The sequence below is a fragment of the Xanthomonas sp. NCPPB 901 genome (assembly GCF_056725085.1).
In genome coordinates this window covers 3,658,173-3,680,467 of the sequence record NZ_CM161511.1, presented here as the reverse complement: position 1 = coordinate 3,680,467, position 22,295 = coordinate 3,658,173, and the positions used below count along the sequence as shown (strand labels likewise).

Below are 22,295 nucleotides of genomic sequence, written 5' to 3'. Positions count from 1 at the left end.
GCGCATCGCGAATCCGCCGCGATGCGTCCTGGTGCGATGTCTCACTCCCTCGTCCCCGTTGCTGATGCCGTGCGACCGGCAACAACTCCCCCTGCTGGCCGGCTTGCGCCGTCCCGCTGCGCCCGTTCCGGGCGTGTCCATTGCGTTCTTTGCCGGTGTCTCCCACAGCCGGCAACCCGAGTCTGTAAGAGCCGCGTGAAGCTGTCAATAGTTATTTTAAAAATTTACATGAAAGTGGTGCTTTCCTCTCGGGATGGCCGGAACCACTGGAAAAACGCCGAAATTTTGACGTTTGCAGCAGGGGTGGTAGCGGTTCCGTTACTTTCAATTATTCTCTTTTCTGCGCTTGCGAGAGGCCGCGCCGGCGCGTTGCCTTGGCTGTGCCGGGGCCGCGCGGGTGGCGTCGCGGCGATGGTCGAAACGTGCCGGGCGCGGCGTGCTGTCGCTACCGGGCGGGGATGGCGACCACGTCCCCGTAGAGGCTCAGCAGCGGATGCTTCAGCAGCGCGCGGAACTCGTATGCGTGGCCCTTCTGTGGCGAGAAGCGCGCGCTGTAGGTTCCGGGGGCATCGGCCGGTATCAGGTCGAGCGCGTGCCAGCCCTCCTGGCGGCTCTCGGTGTCCTCGCCGGTGATGTCGCGATAGTCGAATCCGAACTGCGCGCCGTGCGCCGCCTGCGCATCGCGCCATGCGCCGCGCAGCGTCGTGGTGCCGTCGGCATGCACGATGGGCGCAAGCGTCGTCACCACCGGTGGCACGAATGCCTCTTCCACCTCGGTGAGCTTGATCACCGACGGGTATTCCCAGGTGTCGCTGTCGCGCAGCCGCTGCGCGCGCATCACGCGGATGTGCAGGCCGTCGGCCGCCTGCCGGTACGTGCTGCGCGGCTGCAGCTCCGGCCGATACTCCACCAGCCTGTCGCTCTGGCCCAGCACGCTGACCGTGGTCTTGGCCGTCGCGCGCACGGTCTTCAGCACGAATTCCCGCCACGTTCCGCGACGCCAGGGCTGCGCGCCCTCCTTCCCGTCGTCGACGATCACATAGAGGGCGTGCCGGTCCTTCGAGCGCGTGTACCAGAGGTCGCCTTCGTTGGTCACCGTCCACGGCCGAACGCCGTAGATGGCATCGCCGTTGATGAAGAGCCATGCGCCCAGCGTGCGCAGGTTCTGCTCCTGTTCGATCGGCAGCGCGCCGTCCGCGCGCGGGGCGATGTTCAGCAGCAGGTTGCCGCCGCGCGCCCGGGTCTGTACCAGCAGGCGGATCAACTCGCCTGGCGATTTGTAGCGTTCGTCGCTCGGCTGCCAGCCCCAGGCCGTGCCCATCGTCATGCACGATTCCCAGGCCCCCGGCAGTGCGGCGCCGGGAACGTTCTGCTCCGGCGTCTCGATCGCGCCGCGGGTGACGATGCTGTCCGGCTGCGCGTTCCAGACGATGTCCTTGAGCGCCTTGGATTCGCCATCGAAGAACACCGTGGCGATCGGCCCGTACTGCGTCATCAGTTCGGTCATCTGCGCCCGGTCCAGTTGCAGCAGCCCGGGGTTGTTGCTCGGCTGCACCGCATCCACGCGCCGGTTGATGTCCTTCCCGTTCTGATAGAGCCAGTGGAAATCGTCGGGCGAGAAGTAGATGCCCGGCGGCACTCCCTGCTTGCGGAAGGCATCGAACAGCTGCCGCGTCGTGTCCTGCGCATACGGCGTGTGCATGATCGAGAAGTCGGTGGTGGGGGTGTCCCACATCGCGAATCCGTTGTGGTGCTTGGTGGTGAACACCATGTAGCGGAAGCCTGTCAGCCTGGCCAGGCGGGCGAGGGCGTCGGGTTCGAAGTGGGTCGGGTCGAAGGTCGCGGGCAGTTCCCGGTAGAACCGGTCCTGGTACTCCTTGCTCGAGCCGGCCAGCGAGTGCGAGATGATCAGCCCGAGCTGGGCGTCCACGCTCCAGTGGATGAACAGGCCCAGCCCCTGGTCGCGAAACCACTCCAGGCGTTCGGGTTTGTTGCCAGGCGGCTCGCCAGCGGCGGCGGGTGCCGCCAGTAGGGCGGCGAGGGCAAGGCATGCAACGAGACGGATGGACACGTGCGTTCTCCTGGCGGGCCGGGCGACGCGCCCTTGCGGGAGCGCCGCCGCATGTCGCGGACTTGCCGCGGTGGGTGCCGCTGCGATGTGTCGATCCGCGCTCCCTTGCGGCCAACGCAGCGGCCACGGCGCCCCGTGCCGGCCGGCATGCGCCGTCCTGCTGGACCCTGCCAGGGTCGCCTCCATCCGGGTGCCGGGCCTCCTCCATGCCCGGTGCATCCGAGTCTGTCGCGGGCGCGCGGCGGCTGTCAACTTTTTTTTAAAAGTTTACATTCCGGATGGGGCGTTCAGTCGTTTGCCGGGCTGGGCTTCTAGCGGTTGTATGCCCTGCTTGGAGAGGGGGCGGGCAGCGCTTGCAGGATGGATTTTGCTTTTTTTACATTTCTCGCAGGCGTGGGAGCGTGACCTCCCATCAACGAAAAACCCCGCCGAAGCGGGGTTTTCGAAAGGGCGAGCCGCGGTTCCGGTCAGGCTTCGGTCGCTTCCTTGTACGCGTCCACCGGGATGCACGCGCACATCACGTTCTTGTCGCCGTAGACGTTGTCCACGCGCGCCACCGGCGGCCAGTACTTCTGCTGCTTCAGGGTCGGCAGCGGGAACGCGGCCAGCTCGCGCGGATAGGCGTGGGTCCACTCGCTGGCGGTGACTTGCGCGGCGGTGTGCGGGGCGTGCTTGAGCGGGTTGTCCTCGCGGTCCAGGCGGCCGTCCTCGATCGCGGCGATCTCCTCGCGGATCTGGATCATCGCGTCGATGAAGCGGTCCAGCTCGTGCTGCGATTCGCTCTCGGTCGGCTCCACCATCAGCGTGCCGGCGACCGGGAAGCTCAGCGTCGGCGCGTGGAAGCCGAAGTCGATCAGGCGCTTGGCGATGTCCTCGGCGCCGATGCCGCTGCTCTTCTCCAGCGGGCGCACGTCGAGGATGCACTCGTGCGCGACCAGGCCGTTGCGGCCGGTGTACAGGGTCTTGTAGTACGGCGCCAGGCGCTTGGCGATGTAGTTGGCGTTGAGCAGCGCGACCTGGGTGGCCTTGCGCAGCCCGCGGTTGCCCATCATGGTGATGTACATCCAGCTGATCGGCAGGATCGAGGCGCTGCCGAAGCTGGCGGCGCTGACCATGCCGACCTCGCCGTCGCCGCCCAGGGTCTTGGGCAGGTACGGCGCCAGGTGCGCCTTCACCGCGCACGGGCCGACGCCGGGGCCGCCGCCGCCATGCGGGATGCAGAAGGTCTTGTGCAGGTTCAGGTGCGACACGTCCGAGCCCCACTTGCCGGGCTTGGCCAGGCCGACCAGGGCGTTCATGTTGGCGCCGTCGGTGTAGACCTGGCCGCCGTGCGCATGCACCGCCTCGCAGATCGCCACCACGTCTTCCTCGAACACGCCGTGGGTGGACGGGTAGGTGATCATCAGCGCGGCCAGGCGCTCGGAATACTTCTCGGCCTTGGCGCGGATGTCGGCGACGTCGACGTTGCCGTTGCTGTCGCACTTGGTCACCACCACGGTCATGCCGCACATCTGCGCCGAGGCCGGATTGGTGCCGTGCGCCGATTCGGGGATCAGGCAGATGTCGCGGTGGCCTTCGCCGCGGGCGCGGTGGTAGGCGCGGATCGCCAGCAGGCCGGCGTACTCGCCCTGCGCGCCGGAGTTGGGCTGCAGGCTGACCGCGTCGTAGCCGGTGCACTCCACCAGCATCGCTTCCAGTTCGTCGATCAGCTGCTTGTAGCCCACGCTCTGCTCGGCCGGGGCCAGCGGATGGATCGCGCCGAACTGCGGCCAGGTCACCGGGATCATCTCGGCGGTGGCGTTGAGCTTCATGGTGCAGCTGCCCAGCGGGATCATGGTGCGATCCATCGCCAGGTCCTTGTCGGCCAGCGCGCGCATGTAGCGCAGCAGCTCGTGCTCGCTGTGGTGGGTGTTGAACACCGGGTGCTGCAGGAACGCGCTGTGCCGCAGCAGCTGCGGCGGCAGCGCGTCGGCGGTGGCGGCGTCGAGCGCGTCGATGTCGGCCTGGGCGCCGAACAGCTGCGCCAGCGCGACCACGTCGGCGCGGGTGGCGGTTTCGTCCAGGCTGATGCCCAGCGCGGTGCTGTCGATCGCGCGCAGGTTGATGCCGGCCGCACGCGCCTTGGCGTGGATGGCCGCGGCGTCCACGCCGGTGACGTGCAGGGTGTCGAAGAAGCGTTCGCCGACGGCGACGCCGGCGCCGCGCAGCGCCGCGGCCAGGATCGCGGCCAGGCGGTGGGTGCGGCGGGCGATGCGGACCAGGCCCTCGGGGCCGTGGTACACCGCGTACATCGAGGCCATCACCGCCAGCAGCACCTGCGCGGTGCAGATGTTGGAGGTGGCCTTCTCGCGGCGGATGTGCTGCTCGCGGGTCTGCAGGGTGAGGCGGTAGGCGGGGTTGCCGGCAGCGTCGATCGACACGCCGATCAGGCGGCCCGGCATCGAGCGCTTGTAGGCGTCGCGGCAGGCCATGAACGCGGCGTGCGGGCCGCCGAAGCCGAACGGCACGCCGAAGCGCTGCGAGTTGCCGACCACGATGTCCGCGCCCCATTCGCCGGGCGCGGCGATCAGGGTCAGCGCGAGCAGGTCGGTGGCCACCGCGACCAGGCCGCCTTGCGCATGTACCGCGTCGGCCAGCGCCTTGTGATCGCCGATGTGGCCGAAGCTGTCCGGATACTGCAGCAGCACGCCGAAGCACTCGGCCTGCAGCGCTTCTTCCGGCGTGCCCACGCGCAGCACGATGCCCAGCGGCTCGGCGCGGGTGCGCAGCAGTTCCAGGGTCTGCGGGTGCACCGCGTCGTGCACGAAGAACGTGTCGGACTTGGACTTGGCCGAGCGCTTGGCCAGGGTCATCGCCTCGGCCGCGGCAGTGGCTTCGTCCAGCAGCGAGGCGTTGGCGATCTCCATGCCGGTGAGGTCGGCGCACATGGTCTGGAAGTTGATCAGCGCCTCCATGCGGCCCTGCGAGATCTCCGCCTGGTATGGCGTATAGGCGGTGTACCAGGCTGGGTTCTCGAGGATGTTGCGCAGGATCACCTTGGGCGTGTGGGTGCCGTAGTAACCCTGGCCGATGAAGCTGCGGAACACGGTGTTCCTGTCGGCGATGGCACGGATCTTGGCCAGCGCCTCCTCCTCGGTGATGGCGTCGGGCAGCGCCAGCGCGGCCGGCGACTTGATGTTGCCGGGCACGATGGCGTCGGTCATCGCCTCCAGCGAGTCGTGGCCGACGGTGCGCAGCATGTGCGCGATCTCGGCGTCGTTCGGGCCGATGTGGCGCTCGATGAAGGCCGAGTGGTGTTCGAGGTCGCGCAGCGAAGAGGTGTGAGACATGGCAGTCGTCCGGCTGAGGAAGGCACGAGGAGGCGGGGACATGCGCAATGCCGTCGTCGGACCGCGGCGGCGGGCACGATCGACGGGAAGCGCATGTCCTCCCAATGCCCCTCTGTCCTTTTGCCTGAGAGTTTGGAAGCGGCGGCTGACGCCGCGCTTCGTGCCCCTTCGGCGCCGGGTTTGACCGGTCTCTCCAGAGTCTTGGTGCGGGTGGTATCGGGCCTGAGCGATTACGGGCGTTTGCGCCTTCGGCAGCGGGTCGCCCCGCTTCTCCCACCTTGCTGCATGGCGATTATAGCGTGGCCGGGGGCGCGCACGGCGGAGCCCCGGCACCGACGCCAGGCTGAATGGGCAGCTGCGGCGGATGTGCCCAGGCGGCTGCAGCGCGTATCATGGCCGCACTCCCTTCCTTTCGCGCCTGTCCATGCCGGACGGCCTCGTCGCGTGTGCGTCCGTCCTGCGGCCGCCGCGGCCGGTTTTTCAGGACGATGTCCCCATGACGCTCCCATCCGTGTCCACACGCCGCATGGCCCTGCTGCTTGCCGGGCTGGCGATGTTCGGCCCGTTCTCCATCGACACCATCTTCCCGGCGTTCCCGCAGCTGGCGCAGCGCCTGCACGCCGATCCGGTGGCGATCCAGCAGACGGTGAGCGTGTACCTGCTGGCCTATGCGCTGATGGGCCTGGCGCATGGGCCGCTGTCCGACGCGCTGGGGCGGCGGCGGGTGATCGTCGCCGGGCTGATCGTGTTCATCCTGGCCTCGGCCGGCTGCGCGCTGTCGCGCGACCTGCCGACCCTGCTGGCGTTCCGCGCGCTGCAGGGCGTCTCGGCCGGCGTCGGCATGATCGTCGGCCGCGCGGTGATCCGCGACCTGTTCCACGGCGACGATGCGCAGCGGCTGATGAGCCAGGTCTCGATGCTGTTCGGCATCGCCCCGGCGATCGCGCCGATCATCGGCGGCTGGATCCTCGGCAGCGGCCGCGGCTGGCCGATGATCTTCTGGTTCCTGGTCGGCTTTTCCTCGCTGCTGCTGGTGGCGACCCTGCGCTGGATGCCGGAGACGCATCCGCCGCAGGCGCGCACGCCGCTGGCGCCGCGCAGGCTGCTGCGCGACTACGTCGGCATCGCGCTCAATCCGCGCTTCCAGCGCCTGGCCGCGGCCGGTGCGTTCAATTTCGGCGGGGTGTTCCTGTACATCGCCTCGGCGCCGGTGTTCATGATCGACCTGCTGGGCAAGACCGAGCGCGACTTCGCCTGGCTGTTCCTGCCCACCATCGGCGGCATGACCCTGGGCGCGTTCCTGTCCGGGCGCATGGCCGGGCGGCTCGGGCCGATGCGGCAGGTGCGCATCGGCTTCGTCTGCTGCGGCCTGTCGATGGTCGGCAACATCGCCTACACCGCGCTGGCCCCGGCCATCGCGTTGCCGTGGGCGGTGCTGCCGATCTTCTTCGCCGGCCTGGGCACGGCGCTGATCTTCCCGATCCTGGCGCTGGCGGTGCTGGACATGTATCCGCGCCAGCGCGGGCTGGCCTCGTCGCTGCAGGCCTTCACCCAGTTGATGGTCACCGTGCTGGTGGCCGGGGTGCTGTCGCCGCTGCTCAGCGGCCATGCCCTGCACCTGGCGCTGGGCTCGGGCGGGTTCTTCCTGCTCGGCTGGGGGTTCTGGCGCTGGGAACGGCGCAGCGGCAAGCGCTTGCCGCGGCCGGATGCGCAGGTGCCGCGGCTGGAACCGGCCGACCCGCTGTGAGCCGCGCCGCGGTTGGGCTATCGTCGTCGGGTCATCGTTGAGGAAACCGCATGTCCATCCAGTCCAAGCCGCGCCGCGACCTGCGCAAGAAGCTGGCCGAGCGCCTGCGTCACCGCGCCGAGGGCGTCGCACCGGCCGCGCCCATCGAACCGCATGCGGAACTGCGCGACCAGCAGCGCACGCTGCTGGCCGGCATCGTGCGCCGCGACGGCGAGTGGGTGCTGGGCATGGACGGACGTATCGCCGGGCAGAGCGAGAGCGCCGCGCAGGTGCTGTCGCTGATCATGCAGGCGGCAGAGCTGCACGAGCGCGCCGGTACGCCGGTGCGGCTGATGTACTCGGACGCGTTGAAGGATGCCGCGCAGGCCGACGCGCAGGCGCAGGGCCTGAGCTTCGAGGAGTTCAAGACACGCCACGCCCAGGCCATGCGCCGCGACGACGGCGGCGCGGCGGCCCCGGCCTGAGACCATGGGCCAGAGCGCCGGCCAGGCTGCGCAGGAGGCGGTGTCGCTGGCACGGGTGCGGCGCCGCGACGGCGTCGCGCTGATCCAGGCGCACCGCGCCAGCGTCGCCCTGCATCATCCCTGGAGCTATCCGTTCACCGACGTGCCCGGGTTCGAGGCGTGGTACAAGCAGACCCTGGACGGCAGCAACATCGCGCTGCTGGCACGCGAACGCAGCAGCGGCGCGCTGGCCGGCCTGTTCACCTTCAGCCAGGTGGTCGGCGGCTGCTTCCAGAGCGCCTACCTGGGCTACCACGCCATGGCCGGCTGCGAAGGCCGCGGGCTGATGACGCATGCGCTGCGCCTGTGCGTGGGCTACGCCTTCGCCGAGCTGGGCCTGCACCGGGTGGAAGCCAACATCCAGCCGGACAACACCCGCTCGCTGGCCCTGGCGCAGCGTGCCGGCTTTCGCCGTGAAGGCTACTCGCCGCGCTACCTGCGCATCGGCGGGGTATGGCGCGACCACGAGCGCTGGGCGCGGCTGGCGGACGACTGATCCGGTAGTGGGGCGCGTGGCTGCTTAGCGCTGGCGCGGTGGCGTCGTCGGCGCTGGCGTGGGCGCGGATGCAGCGGGGGTGGCCTGCGCCGACGCCTGCGCCGCGGGATCCCACCCGCACATCCGCCCCTGGTTCTGCTGCTTGAGCCACTCCTGCATCGGCGCGAAGTACTCCAGCAATGGGCCGGCGTCGATGCGCTCGCTGCCGGTCAGCTCCTTGAGCGTGGCCTGCCACGGCTGGCTGGCGCCGCGCTGCAGCATCGACCAGAACTTCTGCCCGGCTTCCTTGTTGCCGTAGAAGGTGCACTCGTACAGCGGCCCCTTGTAGCCGGCGGCGTCGCACAGGCTCTTGTAGAACTGGAACTGCAGGATGTGCGAGAGGAAGTAACGGGTGTAGGGGGTGTTGGCCGGCACGTGGTACTTGGCGCCGGGGTCGAAGAACGCCTCGCCGCGCGGCGTCGCCGGCGCCACGCCCTGGTACTTGGCCTTCAGTTCCCACCAGGCCTGGTTGTAGCGGTCCGGGGCGATCGAGCCGTCGAACACGCCCCAGCGCCAGCGGTCGATCATCAGCCCGAACGGCAGGAACGCGACCTTGCTCAGGGCCATGCGCATCTGCGCGTTGATCAACGCCTCGCGTCCGACCTGCGGTGCGTCGACCAGGCCGATCGAATGCAGGTACTGCGGGGTCATCGCCAGCACCACGGTGTCGCCGATGGCTTCGTGGAAGCCGTCGTTGGCACCGGCCTGGAACAGCGGCGGCAACGGGTTGTAGGCGAGGTCGTAATAGAGGTGGCCGAGCTCGTGGTAGATGGTGGTGAAGTCCGCTTCGTTCGGCTTCACGCACATCTTGGTGCGCACGTCGCCGGCCATGTCCATGTCCCAGGCGCTGGCGTGGCAGACCACGTCGCGGTCCAGCGGCTTGATGAACTGGCTGCGCGTCCAGTAGCTGTCCGGCAGCTTGGGCATCGCCAGCGAGGTGTAGAAGTCCTGTGCGCGCTCGGTCATCTGCCGCGCGCTGAGCAGTTGCGCCTCGCGCTGGGCCATGAACCGCGCTTCCGCCGAGGTATCGCCGTTGCGCCGCGCCAGCGCCGCGCTCAGGTCGCCCTGGTACTGCCGTTCCAGCGCGTCGGTGATGTCCAGGCTGCCGGCGCCGGGATAGGGCTGCAGCAGGTCCCACAGGTTGCTCCAGTCCTGCTGCCACATGTTGCCGAGCAGGTGCGCCGGCAGCAGGCCGCCGGCGAGCTCGCCCTTGTCCTTGCCGTACTCGGCGTCGAGCTTGCCGCGCGCGTAGCAGTGCAGCTGTTCGTAGAGCGGCTTGACCTGGGTCCACAGCCGGTCGGTCTCGGCGGCCAGTTGCGCCGGCGGCATGTCGTAGCCGCTGCGCCACAGCGCGCCGGTGTCGGCGTAGCCCATGTCGCGCGCGCCTTCGTTGACCAGTTCGACGAAGCGCTGGTAGTCCTTGCGCATCGGCTGCACGGCGGCGTGCCAGCCCTGCCAGGCATCCAGTTGCTGGTCGTAGTCGCGGCTGCGGCGCAGCACGTCCTCCAGTTCGCCCAACTGTCGGCAGCGGCGCGCATCGCCTTCGCCGGTGCAGTAGGAGGCGGCGCCGTAGGCGCCTTCCATCTTCGTCGCCAGCGCGGCCAGTTCGGTCAGCCGCGCCGGATCGCGCGGCGCCGGCATCGCGGTCATCTGCTGCAGCAGGCGCAGCGCGCGGGCGCTGTCGGCCGACATCGGCGTGCCGTCGTAGCGCCGCGCCTGCGCGATCCAGCCGTTGAGGGTGGTCAGCCAGCGTGCGTTGGCCCTGGCCGCCAGCCGCTCGCTGTCGCCGTTGATGTAGGTCGCCGACAGCCATTGCGCCGCGGTCAGTTCCGGCAGCAGCGCGCGGTACTCCTCGTTGATGCGGGCCACGAACTGGTCGGCGCTCTCGCCCTGGGGCTGGGCCGCGGCGGGGGCGGCGGTCTCGGCCGCGGGTTCCTTGCGGCAGGAAGACAGCGTCAGCAGGCTCGCGCCGAGACACAGCGCGAGCAGCGGAGAGCGGTGGTTCACGGCGAATCCTTGCAGGGCGATTGCCCGGAAGGCTAGTGGCCCGCCCGCACCGCCGCAAGTTCGGGCGGCGCGCCGTTGGCCGCGCCGCCGTGGCCGATCAGGCGACGACCGCGCGTGGGCGGGCGGTCACTGCGGCTTGGCGCACTGCGCGAACAGGTCGCGCGTGTGGTCGTAGACGCCGGTCCGCACCTGCATCAGCCCCAGCACCGACGGGAACAGGTTGTCCTGGTCGGCATAGCGTCGCGAACGCGCCTGCAGGCAGGCCAGGTCCAGGCCGCGCGCGCTGGCGAAACCCGGCGAGAACCACATCACCATCGGCACGTGGGTCTGCTCCTGCGGCGCGATCGCGTAGGGCACGCCATGCAGGTACAGGCCCTTCTCGCCCAGCGACTCGCCGTGGTCGGAGAGGTAGATCATCGCCGTGTCGTAGTCGGGCATGGCCTGCAGCGTGTCGATGGTGCGCGCCAGCAGGTGGTCGGTGTACAGCAGCGAATTGTCGTAGGCGTTGGTGATCAGTTCGCGGCTGCAGTTGCCCAGGTCGGCGGTGTCGCAGGTCGGGGTGAAGCGGCGGAACGCGGCCGGGTAGCGCTCGAAATAGCTGGGACCGTGGCTGCCGAGCTGGTGCAGCACCACCACGCGGTCGCCGGGCTTGGCGCGCACCTGCGCGGCCAGGTCCTGCAGCAGGATCTCGTCCATGCAGCGCCCGTCCTTGCACAACTGCGGGTCCTTGGCATCGTCCAGGTGCTGGATCTGCAGGCCGTCGCACACGCCCTTGCAGCCGGACTGGTTGTCGCGCCACAGCGTGCTGATGCCGGCATGTTCGAGCACGTGCAGCAGCGACTGGTGCTTGCGGATGTTGCTCTCGTTGTAGTCGTGGCGGCCGAACGGCGAGAACATGCACGGCACCGAGACCTCGGTGCTGGTGCCGCAGGAATGCATGTCGGGGAAGTTGATCACGTCGCGCTTGGCCAGTTCCGGCGTGGTCTGCCGGGCGTAGCCGTTGAGGCCCCAGTTCTGCGCGCGCGCGGTCTCGCCCAGCACCACCACCAGCAGCCGCGGCTTGCTGCCCGGCGCGCGCGCGGTGGCTTTGGCGTCGTGTTCCAGCGGCAGCTTCGGCGCCTTGCGCGTGGGGCTGTCGGACTTGAAGTTCTGCCGCAGCGCGACCAGGTAGTTGATCGGCGTGGCCAGGTAGCGGATCTCGCGATGGTTGCGCATCATCGCCGACAGGTCCTGGAACGACAGCATCGCGCCGATGCCGCCCAGCGCCAGCATGCCGACCAGGAAGCCGGCGCGGATCGCCAGCGCCTTCAGCGGCGAACGCCGGATCAGCCGCACCCGCCACAGCACCAGGATCGGCAGCGCCGCGTAGAACAGCAGCGGCGCGATCAGCGCCGAGGTCATCAGCTCACGCGATTCCTTGTGGTCGGTGGCCAGCACGTTGCGCAGCATGTCCGCGTCCAGGTAGACGCTGTAGCTGTTCATGTAGTGCGCGGCGAACGCGGTGGTGATCAGCAGCACGGTCAGCACCGGCTTGGCGATGCCGCGCCACAGCAGCAGGCCCAGCAGCAGACCGTGCACCGCCAGCAGCAGCAGGAACAGCGACAGCGCCAGCTTCACGTCGCCGGCGTGGCCGCTCATCGCGCTGCGCCAGAACATGCCGTTGCAGGCCAGGGCGAAGAACGCGCTGGCCGCCAGCGCCAGCGTCTCGTTGCTCAGTTGCGGGCGCCAGGCCCACCAGCGGGCACGGGACGCGGTGGACGGCGAGGGCGGGGCGTCGGAACGGCTCATGCGGCGGCATCGTTGAAGGTGGACGGGTGGTGGTCGGCCTGCAGCGATATCGCGCGCGGCCACAACATCGTCCGGTACAGGCCCAGTGCCACGCCCCAGCACAAGGCCAGCGTCCACAGGTCGTGCGACAGGAAATGCGCGCCGCGCAACTGCTGACCAACCCCGAACAGCAGGCCTCCCCCGAGGCCGATCGCCAGCGCCGGCCAGCGCCAGGCCGGCTTGAGCGCCAACGCGACGAAGTACAGCGCCACCCAGGCGTAGCCGGCACTGGAATGACCGGCGGGGAAGCATACCCCGCGCGGCATGTCGGCTGGGCGGGTTTCGAACAGGCCCACGAAGATCCGCTCGCCGCCGTAGCGGGTCAGGTCCCAGGGACAGTCCATATGGGTCACCGACTTCAGCAACGACACCGCGCCGGTGCTCAGCGCCACCGCCAGCAGCAGGTACAGCAGCGGCTGCCGGTAGTGGCGGCCGTCGGGACGGCGCCAGACCCACACCGTCAGCGTGGCGGTGACCGCCCACGCCGCAGCGCTCAGCAGCTTGCCGTCGTGGTGGATCAGGCTACGGGTCAGCGCCGCATCCTTCAGCGCCCACTGCCCGCCTTCCCAGCGATACAGCAGGTCGGCGATCCAGAAATCGCCGCCCAGGCCCATCAACACGGTGCTGGCCAGCAGCACCAGCGCCAGCGGCACCCACAGATGGGAGAGATAGAAGTGCCGGCGTGCGCCGAGGTGGGGCGCCGCCGCAGCGGACAATCGCAGGGGCGTACTGAGCATGGTCGACGAAGGCGGCCAGGGGCGGCGGGAAAGTGGGGGCATGGTCGGGTTGCGGGTGTCGGATAGCTGTCGGAACTGCGGGATGAGCGGGCCGAGGCTTCAGCGCAGGTTGCGCACCGCCGCTGGCATGCAAGCGGCGGGCCACGGCGTAGCGGAGAGGGGGGTACGAGGGGAGGGGCGGTTAGCACTGGGCGGCGGCGGGCGGGACGGGCAGCCTGATGCCACTGTGTTGGGAACGTCTCTAGGTTTTATCGAGATTCGATCAAGACGCGCGGCCGTTCTGACGGCGTTCCGACACGCTTCCGCTAGCATGGGCGGGTCCGTCCCACGAATTCGAGCGCCCCCATGCGGCTGCTGGTCATAGAAGACAACCGGAACCTGGTCGCCAACCTGTTCGACTACTTCGAGGTGCGCGGCCACACCCTGGATGCGGCGCCGGATGGCGTCACCGGGCTGCACCTGGCCACCACCCAGCGCTACGACGCGCTGATCCTGGACTGGATGCTGCCGCGCCTGGACGGGCAGCAGGTGCTGCGCGCGTTGCGCGAGGAGCACCATGCCGACGTGCCGGTGATCATGCTGACCGCGCGCGACGAGCTGCCGGACAAGATCGCCGGCTTCCGCGCCGGTGCCGACGACTATCTGACCAAGCCGTTCGCGCTGCCGGAACTGGAAGTGCGGCTGGAAGCGTTGCTGGTGCGCGCCAGCGGCCGCGGCCGCAGCAAGCTGCTGCGCGTGGGCGACCTGCAGCTGGACCTGTCCACGCTGGAAGTGACCCGCGGCGGGCGCACCCTGCACCTGTACCCGGCCTGCCGCAAGCTGCTGGAGGTGCTGATGCAGGCCAGCCCGGCCGCGGTCACCCGCGACCGCCTGGAGCAGGCGCTGTGGGGCGACGAGCCGCCGGACGGGGACATGCTGCGTTCGCACATCTACGACCTGCGCCGCAGCGTCGACGGCCCGTTCGCGGCCAAGCTGATCCACACCCTGCCGCGCATCGGCTACCGCCTGGCGGTGGTCGGCCCCCACGAGGGCGAGCATGCCGACTAGGGCCGGGCTGCGGCAGCGGCTGACCCTGTGGCTGGTGGGCTACGCGGCGCTGCTGTCGCTGGCGGTGTTCGTGCACGGCTACATCGTCAACGACCAGGCCGAGCAGCTCACCTGGCGGTCGCTGCTGACCTCCGAACTGGACCACTTCCTGGCGCGCAGCGCCGCCGACCCGGACTATCGCTGGATCGACACCCGCACCGTGAGCCTGTACGGCGACGAGGGCGGTGCGCCGCTGCCGCCGGCGGTGGCGGCACTGGGCCCCGGGCTGCACGACGAGGTGCAGCTGGAAGGCAGCGAGAAGGTGGTGCTGGTGCAGGACGTGCGCGGGCGCCGCCTGGCGCTGGCGCTGGACATCACCGAACTGCACGACCACGAGGACAACCTGGCGCTGTGGATGCTGGTGTCCAACGCGGTGGCGGTGCTGCTGCTCGGCGCCCTGGTGGCCTGGGGCATGGGCCGGGTGGTGCAGCCGCTGATCGACATGGCCCAGCGCATCGGCAGCCTGCGTCCGGACCGGCCCGGGCAGCGCATCGAGGTGCATCCGCGCGCCAGCGCCGAGCAGGTGGTGATCGCCGAGGCGCTGAACGACTACCTGGCGCGCAACGACCTGTTCGTGGAGCGCGAGCGCGCCTTCATCGACAGCACCAGCCACGAGTTGCGCACGCCGGTGGCGGTGATCGGCGGCGCCGCCGAACTGGCGCTGGAGCAGCACGACGTGCCGCCCAGCGTGCGCAACCAGTTGCTGCGCATCCGCCGTACCGCCAGCGGCGTCGGCCAGTTGGTCTCGCTGCTGCTGGTGCTGGCCAAGGACCCGGCGCGGCTGGCGCGCGGCAGCGACCTGGTGCGGCTGGACCAGTTGCTGCCGGAGATCGTCGAGGACCACCGCCACCTGTGCGCGGACAAGCGCCTGGAACTGGTGCTGGCGCCGCTGCCGCCGTGCGAGGTGCTCGCTCCGCTGGCGATCGTGCAGGTGGCGATCGGCAACCTGCTGCGCAATGCCATCGAGAGCAGCGACAAGGGCCGGATCGAGATCACCATGCCGGCGCCGGGCGTGGTCTGCATCGACGATCCCGGCCACGGCATGAGCCCGGAAGAGATCAGCGCGATCTACATGCGCATGGCGCGCGGCGGCGGCAGCCGCGAGGGCAGCGGCATCGGCCTGGACCTGATCGCGCGACTGTGCGAGCACCTGGGCTGGGCGCTGCACCTGGATTCGCTGGCCGGCAGGGGCACCCGCGCGACCCTGGACCTGAGCAGCGCCTTGAAGCGCCCTGCGACGTCGTCGCCGTCGCCAGCGCCGTAGGAACGCCCCTAGGCCTGCGCCGGCAGCAGGCCGCGTTGCGCCAGCCAGGCGCGTGCGTCGTCGGCGTCCTGTTCGAACCAGGCGCGGGTGGAGCCGAGCCGGTAGGTGTAGCCCCAGGCGTCCATGTCCGCCATCAGCCGCGCGCGGCCCACGCCCGGCAGGGCGTCGGCCAGCACGATCTGCAGGTAGCAGGTGGCGTCTTCCTCTTCCACCGAGTCGGTGGCGTCGGTATGCACCTGCGCGCGCCGCTGCGGCGGCAGCACGATCAGGTGGCAGGCCTCGTGCAGCAGCGAATGCACCGGCGTGTCGTCGCGCACGTAGACGTCGCTGGCGATCACCCCGGCTTCCGGCTCGCCCCAGTAGCTGCCGGGAATGGCGGCGCCGTCGGCGACGCGGTGCAGGGTCAGCCCGTAACCGGCCAGCAGCGCGCGCGGCGCGTCCAGGCCGATGGCGCCCACGGTCAGCACCTGGGCGGCGGCAGCGGGAAGGGCGGCGTCGGTCGGCATCGTGTGAAGTTCGCTTGGGCGGAGAGGGCGCGGCAGCCGCACCCGATAAACGGCAGGCACGGCCCGTCGCCGCGCCGGCGCGACCGCTGCGTCAGCCGCGGCGCCGGCCGCAGCCGACGCGCGGCCTCAGGGCGTCGGCCCTTCCGGCAGGGCCACGGAGATGTCGAGCACGTCGTGCTCGCCGTCCTTGACCAGGTCCACCTTGACCGCGTCGGCGTCGATGTTGACGTACTTCTTGATCACTTCCAGCAGCTCGCGCTGCAGCAGCGGCAGGTAGTCCGGGCCGCCGCGCTGGCTGCGTTCCTGCGCGATGATGATCTGCAGGCGGTTCTTCGCGGTCTCGGCGGTGTTCTTCTTGGTCTTGAGGAAATCGAATAGTCCCATGCTCACCCTCCGAACAACTTGGTGAAGAAGCCCTTCTTCTCCACGGAGATGAAGCGCATCGGACGTTCCTCGCCGAGGATGCGCGCCACGGCGTCCTCGTAGGCCTGGCCGGCCGGGGATTCGGCATCCAGGATCACCGGTTCGCCCTTGTTGGAGGCGTTGAGCACGTCGCCGGATCCGGGGATCACGCCGATCGCCTTCAGGCCGAGCACTTCCTCCACATCGGCGATGCTGAGCATCTCGCCGGTTTCCACGCGCGCCGGGCTGTAGCGGGTCAGCAGCAGGAATGCGGGCAGGCTCTTGCCGTTCTCGGCTTTGTGGGTCTTGGAGTCGAGCAGGCCGAGGATGCGGTCGGAGTCGCGCACCGAGGACACTTCCGGATTGACCACCACCACCGCGCGGTCGGCGAAGTACATCGCCAGGAACGCGCCCTTCTCGATGCCGGCCGGCGAATCGCAGACGATGTAGTCGAAGCCGTCGGCGGCCAGGTCCTTGAGCACCTTCTCCACGCCTTCCTGGGTCAGCGCGTCCTTGTCGCGGGTCTGCGAGGCGGCCAGCACGAACAGGTTGTCGAAGCGCTTGTCCTTGATCAGCGCCTGCTTCAGCGTGGCTTCGTTGTGCACCACGTTGACGAAGTCGTACACCACGCGGCGTTCGCAGCCCATGATCAGGTCGAGGTTGCGCAGGCCCACGTCGAAGTCGATCACGGCGACCTTCTTGCCGCGTCGCGCCAGCCCGCAGGCCAGGCTCGCGCTGGTGGTGGTCTTGCCGACGCCGCCCTTGCCGGAGGTGACAACGATAATTTCAGCCAAAGGACTATCTCCTGATACGTTCGTGGTTGGGCCGCGTCAGTCTTGCGCGGCGATCTTGATCTGGTCCTGCTCCAGCCAGACCTGGACGGCCTTGCCACGCAGTTCCTTGGGAATATCGTCCAGCACCTTGTAGTGGCCGGCAATGGCGACCAGTTCGGCGTGGAAATCGCGGCAGAAGATCCGCGCCTCGGTGTTGCCCTGGGCGCCGGCCAGGGCGCGGCCGCGCAGGGTGCCGTAGATGTGGATGCTGCCGTCGGAGATCACCTCGGCGCCGGCGCCGACGGTGGCCATCACGGTCAGGTCGCAGTTCTCCGCATACAGCTGCTGCCCGGAACGCACCGCGTTCTTCTGCATGCGCCCGGGTTGCGGCCGCGCCGCCGGCGCGGGAGGCGGCGGAGGCGGGGGCGGCGAGACCGGCGCCGGTGCGGCGGCGGGTGCGCCGCCATCGAAACGCTCGTACTGCGCGCGGAACTTGGCCAGCAGCGGCAGGCCCAGCGCCACCGACAGCTCCTCGATCTCGCGGGTGCCGTAGGCCAGCGCCACCGGCAGCACGCCGGCGTCGCGCAGGCCGTTCAGCAACGCCTGCGCGGTGGCCACGTCCGGGGTCTGCGCCAGGCCGCCGAAATCGATGATCACCGCGGCACGGCCGAACAGCTTGGGCGCGCGCTGCACGCGCTCGCGCATCTCCTGGCTCAGCCGCGCCACGTCCAGCGTGCGCACGCGCAGGTTGGCGATGCCGACCTGGCCGATCTTCAGTTCGCCGGCCTGCTCGAAATCCAGATTCACCGACGACACGCTCAGGTCCCGGTCGGGCGCTGCGCCCGCTGCAGGCGATGGGCGTGGCCGGCCCAGGGCAGGTCGGGCAGGGTGTCGCCATAGGTTTCGCGCACCCAGGCGTAACTGCACAGATCCTTCAACAGCATGCTCGCACGCACCTCCACTTCGTTCATCGTGTTCTGGCCCACTTCGCGAAAACCGAAGCTGCCATGGAACAGCAGCGCCGCATCGGCGCCGTGATCCAGAAAAACCTCGCACGCCAGTTGCGGGTAGCGCAACTCGGCGTAGCTCTGCACGTCGGCGTAGAACGCCCGGCCGACGCCGCCGCCGCGGCGGCGGCTGGCCACCACGATGCGGTCGATGTAGAAAAACTGCGGATAGCGCTCGCGGAACCAGGCGAAATTGCTGCTGTCGTGGTCGCTGTCGCTGCCGAAGCCGACCAGGAAGCCGGCCAGGTTGCCGTCGCGCTCGGCGACGCGGAAGTACTCTGCGGTTTCGTAGAAGCGGTGCAGCTTGGCCGAATCCAGCGGCAGGATCGCCAGTCCGGCGTTGTTGTTCAGGGCCAGGACCGAATCGAGCTCGTGCTCGCGCACGTCGCGGATGACGATCGACATTGAGACTCCATTGCTGATGCGCGCGCGGCCCCGTGCGAGCCGCCAGGCCGGATTATCGCACGCGCGACCCGGGGCGGCGAGCCGCGCCGGCATGACTTCCGTGGGAGTGCAATGCGCGCCGTTCATCCTAAGATGCGGGCATGTTGGGATATCTCAGCCATACCCGCGTCCTGCGCTATGCCGGCCTGTTCACCTGGGCGGTCATCTGCATGCCGTTGCTGTACCTGTACTGGGAGCCGGTCGAGGAATCGGGACGGATGCCCAGCGGCGAGGTGTGGCTGCTGCTGGCCAGCTACCTGGGCTTCGGCGTGGTCTATTTCCTGCTGACCCGGCGCCTGCACAGCGGCGACGGCGTGCGCTGGTACGACCGCGGCATGCTGGTGCTGCTGACCATCTGCGCGCTGGCGGTCGGCTACCTGCATCGCTCCGGGCTGGGCAGCATCCTGATGATGGTGGCGGCCGGGGTGATCCCCTGGCTGCTGCCGGTGCGCGCCGGGGTGGCCTGGCTGCTGCTGAGCCAGCTGGCGGTGCTGCCGGTCTACCTGACCATCGGCTTCCCGCCGTTCGAGGCGCTGATGCAGTCGCTGCTGTACGGCGGCTTCTCCATGTTCATCTTCGTCACCAGCCTGGTCGCGCGGCAGCAGACCCAGGCCCGCGAGGAACAGCGCCAGCTCAACGCCGAGCTGCGCGCCACCCGCGCGCTGCTGGCCGAGAGCGCCCGGGTCAACGAGCGCACGCGCATCTCGCGCGAACTGCACGACCTGCTCGGCCACCACCTGACCGCGCTGAGCCTGAACCTGGAGGTGGCCGGCCACATCACCGAGGGCCGCGCGCAGGAGCACGTGCAGCAGGCGCATACCCTGGCCAAGCTGCTGCTGACCGACGTGCGCGAGGCGGTCAGCCAGTTGCGCGACAGCGGCGCGATCGACCTGGCGGCGGCGCTGCGGCCGCTGGCCGAGCGCGTGCCGTCGCTGCAGATCCACCTGCAGGTGGAGGAGCCGCTGACCGTCGAGGATCCCGAGCGCGCGCACGTGTTGCTGCGCTGCACCCAGGAAATCATCACCAACGCGGTACGCCACGCCCAGGCCGACAATCTGTGGATCGAGGTGCGCCGCGACGGTCCGCAGGTGGTGATCCAGGCGCGCGACGATGGCCGCGGTTGCGAGACCCTGGCCCCCGGCAACGGCCTGCGCGGCATGCGCGAGCGCCTGAGCCAGTACGGCGGCAGCCTGGACGTGGCCGCCGCGCCCGGCGCGGGCTTCCGCCTGCGCGCCGCGGTTCCCGGCGCCGCCACCCTGCTGTCGCCCGCCGTTTCCCAAGGAGTGTTGTGATGATCCGTGTGTGTCTGGTCGACGATCAAACCCTGGTGCGGCAGGGCATCCGCTCGCTGTTGGCGCTGGACGGCGGCATCGAGGTGGTGGCCGAGGCCAGCGACGGCCGCCAGGCGGTGGAACTGATCCCGCAGGTGGTCCCCGACGTGGTGCTGATGGACATGCGCATGCCGTCGATGTCCGGGCTGGAGGCGCTGCAGGTGCTGTCGCGTGCCGCCGCGCTGCCGCCGACCATCATCCTGACCACCTTCGACGACGACCAGCTGGTGCTGGCCGGGCTCAAGGCCGGGGCCAAGGGCTATCTGCTCAAGGACGTGTCGCTGGAACAACTGGTCGGCGCGATCCGCACCGTGGCCGGCGGCGGCTCGCTGGTGCAGCCGGCGGTGACCCAGCGCCTGCTCTCCGGGTTGGAGCACATGCGCAACGACTTCGTCAGCCTGGACCGGCCCGATCCGCTGACCGACCGCGAGACCGAGATCCTGCGGCTGATGGCCAGCGGCTTCTCCAACAAGGAGATCGCCAACTCGCTGGGCGTGGCCGAGGGCACGATCAAGAACCACGTTTCCAACATCCTGTCCAAGCTCGGCGTGCGCGACCGCACCCGCGCGGTGCTGAAGGCGTTCGAACTGCAACTGGTCTGACGGGACAGGATGCCCGGCCCGGCCCGGCCCGGCCCGGCGCAGCGCGCCGGGCGTTTGCGCGCGGGTGGTCTGAACGGGACAGGTTGACCGGTCTGACGGGACCGATCGCGCGCGGCCCGGCCGGGTCCTGGACGACGGCGCGGCTCGGGTGAGGGGCGGCGTGAGCGCGCCGAGCCCGCGCACCGCAATGCAATGGTCTGGCCCGGGGCGCGGGTCGGCAGGTCGTGCTTGCGCCCGCCGCGGGGCCGCCGGGACTGGCTCCGATGCGGTGAAGGGCGGGGTGCGTGCGCCTGTCCGGTGCCGTCGCCAGGACAATGGTCTGGTCGCCCTTGGCCCGGTGCGCACCGCCGTTGCCGGCATGGCGCCAGGCCGTTGCGGCACGGGGCGATGCGGCATTCCGTGATGTGCTGACCACGGACGGCGAAGCCTGCTAGGATGGGCGCTTCGCTTCATCAACCCGGCCGTGGGATCGGCCCCGGAGACCTCCTGAATGACCCGTATTATCGAGTTCCTGATCGCCCTGGGGATCGTGGTTGGCCTGTTCGTCATTGTTGGCCTGGTGCTGCCCTCGGAGCGTCACATGTCCGAAAGCGTCGAGACCAATCGGCGCATGACCATCGTCTATGACACGGTCAACAGCCTGCGTCGGTTCAAGGACTGGAACCCCCTGGTGCTGCGCGACCCGCGCATCGAGCTGAAGCTCTCCGGCCCGGAATCCGGCGTCGGCGCGCGCCTGGACTACAGCTCCAAGGAGGGCTACATCGGCAAGGGTAGCTGGACCATCACCTCGACCGAGAAGAACAAGGACGTGGTCATCGCCATCGAGGACGAGACCAAGGGCAAGGACAAGACCACCACCTTCAAGCTGGAGCCGACCGGCAAGAACGGCCGCAACGTGAAGATCACCCAGGACTACTCCGTCAAGTACGGTTGGGACCTGCTGGGTCGTTACGCCGGCCTGTACGTCAGCCGCCATGTCGGCGACGACATCAAGCTGGGCCTGTCGCGCCTGGCCAACGTGCTGGCCACCGTGCCGAACGTGGACTACCGCTCCGACGATACCCCGCTGAAGGACCTGAAGGTCGTCGAGGTCCCGGCCGAGGACCTGCTGGTGGTCAACGCCGGCAACATCGACCGCGACAACGACTCCATCAAGAAGTCCATCAAGGACAACCAGGAGTGGATCAAGCGGGTGATGGACGCCAACGGCCTGGAAGCGGCCGGTCCGGTGCGCATCGTCACCACCGACTTCGGCGCCGACAAGTATGCGTTCGACGTCGCCCAGCCGGTGCGCAAGCGTGCCGGCGGCGCGAAGGACGACGCCAAGAAGGATGAGAAGAAGGACGACGCCGCGGCCGCCGCGCCGGCCGATGCCACCCCGGTTGCCGCCGCTGGCGAGCCGCTGAAGGTGACCATCCCGCAGGGCGCCCCGGTGACCTACGTGCGCACCCAGGCGCACCGCTCCGCCTTCGCCAGCTACACCGGCCACATGGCGGGCCTGGATGCGGCGCGCAACGCGCTGCGTGCCTGGGCCGCCACCAGCGGCTACGACGTGACCGACCGTCCGTACGAAGCCTGGAAGGGCGGGGTGGACAAGGCGTTCACGCCGGAAGGCACCTACGACATCTACTGGGCGATCAAGTAAGTCCTGCCCCGTGGTGGACGTGTAAACCGGAACGCGCCGCATCTTGCGGCGCGTTCTGTTTATGGGGCGGCAAACCTTGCCGCGTCCCGGAGGAAACGCACATGCTGACCTTCGATCGCCGTACGCGCGGGCCGTTCTGGCTGTGCAGCGCCGGCGCACTGCTCGCGGCCGTGTCCATCGGCCTGTCCGCCTATGCCTCGCACGGCGTGGCCGAGCCCTTGGCGCAATCGCACCTGCAGACCGCGGCGCTGTACGCCTTCGGCCACGGCGTGGCGCTGGCGGCGCTGGGCCGCCGCAGCGAGCGCCTGCTGGGGCGCAGCGGGCTGTGGCTGTTGCTGCTGGGCACGCTGCTGTTCTCCGGCAGCCTGGCCGGCAATGCGCTGGCGCAGTGGCCGACCCGGCTGGCGCCGATCGGCGGCACCACGCTGATGCTGGGCTGGCTGCTGTGGGCGATGGATGCGCTGCGGCGCTGAGTCCCG

The 22,295-nt window shown here is 69.5% G+C and carries 19 protein-coding genes and 1 riboswitch; of the genes, 9 read left to right on the top strand and 10 right to left on the bottom strand.

Features of this window, described 5'->3' with window-relative positions; all coding sequences use genetic code 11:
• Nucleotides 1-445: 445 nt before the first annotated feature.
• Both AC1PME_RS15440 and gcvP read right to left on the bottom strand, forming a co-directional pair.
• The gene (locus AC1PME_RS15440; protein ID WP_481096353.1) at nucleotides 446-2,071 is read right to left on the bottom strand and encodes an alpha-L-fucosidase; all 1,626 of its coding nucleotides are present in this window, start codon (nucleotides 2,069-2,071) and stop codon (nucleotides 446-448) included.
• A 467-nt stretch (nucleotides 2,072-2,538) separates the two neighbouring features.
• Nucleotides 2,539-5,400: an aminomethyl-transferring glycine dehydrogenase gene (gcvP, locus tag AC1PME_RS15435; protein WP_481096352.1), complete on the bottom strand. Its 2,862-nt coding sequence runs from the start codon at nucleotides 5,398-5,400 to the stop codon at nucleotides 2,539-2,541.
• A gap of 102 nt (nucleotides 5,401-5,502) precedes the next feature.
• A riboswitch (glycine riboswitch) is annotated at nucleotides 5,503-5,607 on the bottom strand.
• Between the two features lie 289 nt (nucleotides 5,608-5,896).
• Here gcvP and AC1PME_RS15430 point away from each other — a divergent pair.
• Genes AC1PME_RS15430 through AC1PME_RS15420 form a run of 3 tightly spaced genes read left to right on the top strand, consistent with a single transcriptional unit; the run spans nucleotide 5,897 to nucleotide 8,146 of the window.
• Complete coding sequence (locus AC1PME_RS15430) at nucleotides 5,897-7,147, top strand: multidrug effflux MFS transporter (protein ID WP_307551801.1); 1,251 nt, start codon at nucleotides 5,897-5,899, stop codon at nucleotides 7,145-7,147.
• A gap of 50 nt (nucleotides 7,148-7,197) precedes the next feature.
• Nucleotides 7,198-7,611, top strand: coding sequence for a hypothetical protein (locus AC1PME_RS15425; protein WP_254458804.1), 414 nt, complete (start codon nucleotides 7,198-7,200; stop codon nucleotides 7,609-7,611).
• A 4-nt stretch (nucleotides 7,612-7,615) separates the two neighbouring features.
• Entirely contained in the window at nucleotides 7,616-8,146 is a 531-nt protein-coding gene (locus AC1PME_RS15420) for a GNAT family N-acetyltransferase (protein ID WP_254458803.1), read from the top strand.
• Nucleotides 8,147-8,170: 24 nt separating this feature from the next.
• Here the strand turns inward: AC1PME_RS15420 and AC1PME_RS15415 are convergent, their stop codons facing one another.
• The 3 genes from AC1PME_RS15415 to AC1PME_RS15405 all read right to left on the bottom strand — a co-directional run bounded on the left by AC1PME_RS15415 (nucleotide 8,171) and on the right by AC1PME_RS15405 (nucleotide 12,756).
• The gene (locus AC1PME_RS15415; RefSeq protein ID WP_481096351.1) at nucleotides 8,171-10,192 is read right to left on the bottom strand and encodes a M2 family metallopeptidase; all 2,022 of its coding nucleotides are present in this window, start codon (nucleotides 10,190-10,192) and stop codon (nucleotides 8,171-8,173) included.
• Between the two features lie 126 nt (nucleotides 10,193-10,318).
• Complete coding sequence (locus tag AC1PME_RS15410; protein WP_481096350.1) at nucleotides 10,319-11,980, bottom strand: phosphoethanolamine transferase; 1,662 nt, start codon at nucleotides 11,978-11,980, stop codon at nucleotides 10,319-10,321.
• Nucleotides 11,977-12,756 carry a phosphatase PAP2 family protein gene (locus AC1PME_RS15405; RefSeq protein ID WP_307551795.1) on the bottom strand — a complete coding sequence of 260 codons (780 nt, stop codon included), beginning with the start codon at nucleotides 12,754-12,756 and terminating at the stop codon, nucleotides 11,977-11,979. Before AC1PME_RS15405 ends, AC1PME_RS15410 begins: the two co-directional genes overlap by 4 nt.
• 345 nt (nucleotides 12,757-13,101) lie before the next feature.
• On the opposite strand from AC1PME_RS15405, the gene AC1PME_RS15400 reads away from it, so the two are divergent.
• The gene (locus tag AC1PME_RS15400; protein WP_010340248.1) at nucleotides 13,102-13,803 is read left to right on the top strand and encodes a response regulator transcription factor; all 702 of its coding nucleotides are present in this window, start codon (nucleotides 13,102-13,104) and stop codon (nucleotides 13,801-13,803) included.
• Nucleotides 13,793-15,106, top strand: a complete 1,314-nt coding sequence (locus AC1PME_RS15395) for a sensor histidine kinase (RefSeq protein WP_481096349.1) — start codon at nucleotides 13,793-13,795, stop codon at nucleotides 15,104-15,106. Before AC1PME_RS15400 ends, AC1PME_RS15395 begins: the two co-directional genes overlap by 11 nt.
• Nucleotides 15,107-15,114: 8 nt before the next feature.
• Here AC1PME_RS15395 and AC1PME_RS15390 read toward each other — a convergent pair whose 3' ends face one another.
• From AC1PME_RS15390 to AC1PME_RS15370, 5 genes are all read right to left on the bottom strand, one after another.
• On the bottom strand, nucleotides 15,115-15,612 hold the full coding sequence (locus AC1PME_RS15390) for a hypothetical protein (RefSeq protein WP_481096348.1): 498 nt from the start codon (nucleotides 15,610-15,612) through the stop codon (nucleotides 15,115-15,117).
• A 126-nt stretch (nucleotides 15,613-15,738) separates the two neighbouring features.
• Nucleotides 15,739-15,996, bottom strand: coding sequence for a cell division topological specificity factor MinE (gene minE, locus AC1PME_RS15385; protein WP_017910131.1), 258 nt, complete (start codon nucleotides 15,994-15,996; stop codon nucleotides 15,739-15,741).
• Nucleotides 15,997-15,998: 2 nt separating this feature from the next.
• Nucleotides 15,999-16,808, bottom strand: a complete 810-nt coding sequence (gene minD / locus AC1PME_RS15380; RefSeq protein ID WP_481096347.1) for a septum site-determining protein MinD — start codon at nucleotides 16,806-16,808, stop codon at nucleotides 15,999-16,001.
• Nucleotides 16,809-16,844: 36 nt separating this feature from the next.
• Nucleotides 16,845-17,603, bottom strand: coding sequence for a septum site-determining protein MinC (minC, locus tag AC1PME_RS15375; RefSeq protein ID WP_307551789.1), 759 nt, complete (start codon nucleotides 17,601-17,603; stop codon nucleotides 16,845-16,847).
• Nucleotides 17,604-17,605: 2 nt separating this feature from the next.
• Complete coding sequence (locus AC1PME_RS15370; RefSeq protein ID WP_010341204.1) at nucleotides 17,606-18,199, bottom strand: GNAT family N-acetyltransferase; 594 nt, start codon at nucleotides 18,197-18,199, stop codon at nucleotides 17,606-17,608.
• Between the two features lie 140 nt (nucleotides 18,200-18,339).
• On the opposite strand from AC1PME_RS15370, the gene AC1PME_RS15365 reads away from it, so the two are divergent.
• The 4 genes from AC1PME_RS15365 (at nucleotide 18,340) to AC1PME_RS15350 (ending at nucleotide 22,289) form a co-directional block, all read left to right on the top strand.
• Nucleotides 18,340-19,530 (top strand): sensor histidine kinase, encoded by a 1,191-nt coding sequence (locus AC1PME_RS15365; RefSeq protein WP_307551785.1) that lies wholly within the window; start codon nucleotides 18,340-18,342, stop codon nucleotides 19,528-19,530.
• The gene (locus AC1PME_RS15360) at nucleotides 19,530-20,171 is read left to right on the top strand and encodes a response regulator (RefSeq protein WP_254458794.1); all 642 of its coding nucleotides are present in this window, start codon (nucleotides 19,530-19,532) and stop codon (nucleotides 20,169-20,171) included. The genes AC1PME_RS15365 and AC1PME_RS15360 overlap by 1 nt, the downstream gene beginning before the upstream one ends.
• A gap of 490 nt (nucleotides 20,172-20,661) precedes the next feature.
• Complete coding sequence (locus AC1PME_RS15355) at nucleotides 20,662-21,816, top strand: polyketide cyclase (protein WP_307551782.1); 1,155 nt, start codon at nucleotides 20,662-20,664, stop codon at nucleotides 21,814-21,816.
• Nucleotides 21,817-21,917: 101 nt separating this feature from the next.
• Nucleotides 21,918-22,289, top strand: a complete 372-nt coding sequence (locus AC1PME_RS15350) for a DUF423 domain-containing protein (RefSeq protein WP_481096346.1) — start codon at nucleotides 21,918-21,920, stop codon at nucleotides 22,287-22,289.
• Nucleotides 22,290-22,295: the final 6 nt, after the last annotated feature.

Coding starts and splice junctions, on each gene's coding strand:
- gcvP (WP_481096352.1), bottom strand. CDS start 5,400: ATGTCTCACACCTCTTCGCTGCGCGACCTCGAACACCACTCGGCCTTC.
- AC1PME_RS15430 (WP_307551801.1), top strand. CDS start 5,897: ATGACGCTCCCATCCGTGTCCACACGCCGCATGGCCCTGCTGCTTGCC.
- AC1PME_RS15425 (WP_254458804.1), top strand. CDS start 7,198: ATGTCCATCCAGTCCAAGCCGCGCCGCGACCTGCGCAAGAAGCTGGCC.
- AC1PME_RS15420 (WP_254458803.1), top strand. CDS start 7,616: ATGGGCCAGAGCGCCGGCCAGGCTGCGCAGGAGGCGGTGTCGCTGGCA.
- AC1PME_RS15410 (WP_481096350.1), bottom strand. CDS start 11,980: ATGAGCCGTTCCGACGCCCCGCCCTCGCCGTCCACCGCGTCCCGTGCC.
- AC1PME_RS15405 (WP_307551795.1), bottom strand. CDS start 12,756: ATGCTCAGTACGCCCCTGCGATTGTCCGCTGCGGCGGCGCCCCACCTC.
- AC1PME_RS15400 (WP_010340248.1), top strand. CDS start 13,102: ATGCGGCTGCTGGTCATAGAAGACAACCGGAACCTGGTCGCCAACCTG.
- AC1PME_RS15395 (WP_481096349.1), top strand. CDS start 13,793: ATGCCGACTAGGGCCGGGCTGCGGCAGCGGCTGACCCTGTGGCTGGTG.
- AC1PME_RS15390 (WP_481096348.1), bottom strand. CDS start 15,612: ATGCCGACCGACGCCGCCCTTCCCGCTGCCGCCGCCCAGGTGCTGACC.
- minE (WP_017910131.1), bottom strand. CDS start 15,996: ATGGGACTATTCGATTTCCTCAAGACCAAGAAGAACACCGCCGAGACC.
- AC1PME_RS15370 (WP_010341204.1), bottom strand. CDS start 18,199: ATGTCGATCGTCATCCGCGACGTGCGCGAGCACGAGCTCGATTCGGTC.
- AC1PME_RS15365 (WP_307551785.1), top strand. CDS start 18,340: ATGTTGGGATATCTCAGCCATACCCGCGTCCTGCGCTATGCCGGCCTG.
- AC1PME_RS15360 (WP_254458794.1), top strand. CDS start 19,530: ATGATCCGTGTGTGTCTGGTCGACGATCAAACCCTGGTGCGGCAGGGC.
- AC1PME_RS15355 (WP_307551782.1), top strand. CDS start 20,662: ATGACCCGTATTATCGAGTTCCTGATCGCCCTGGGGATCGTGGTTGGC.
- AC1PME_RS15350 (WP_481096346.1), top strand. CDS start 21,918: ATGCTGACCTTCGATCGCCGTACGCGCGGGCCGTTCTGGCTGTGCAGC.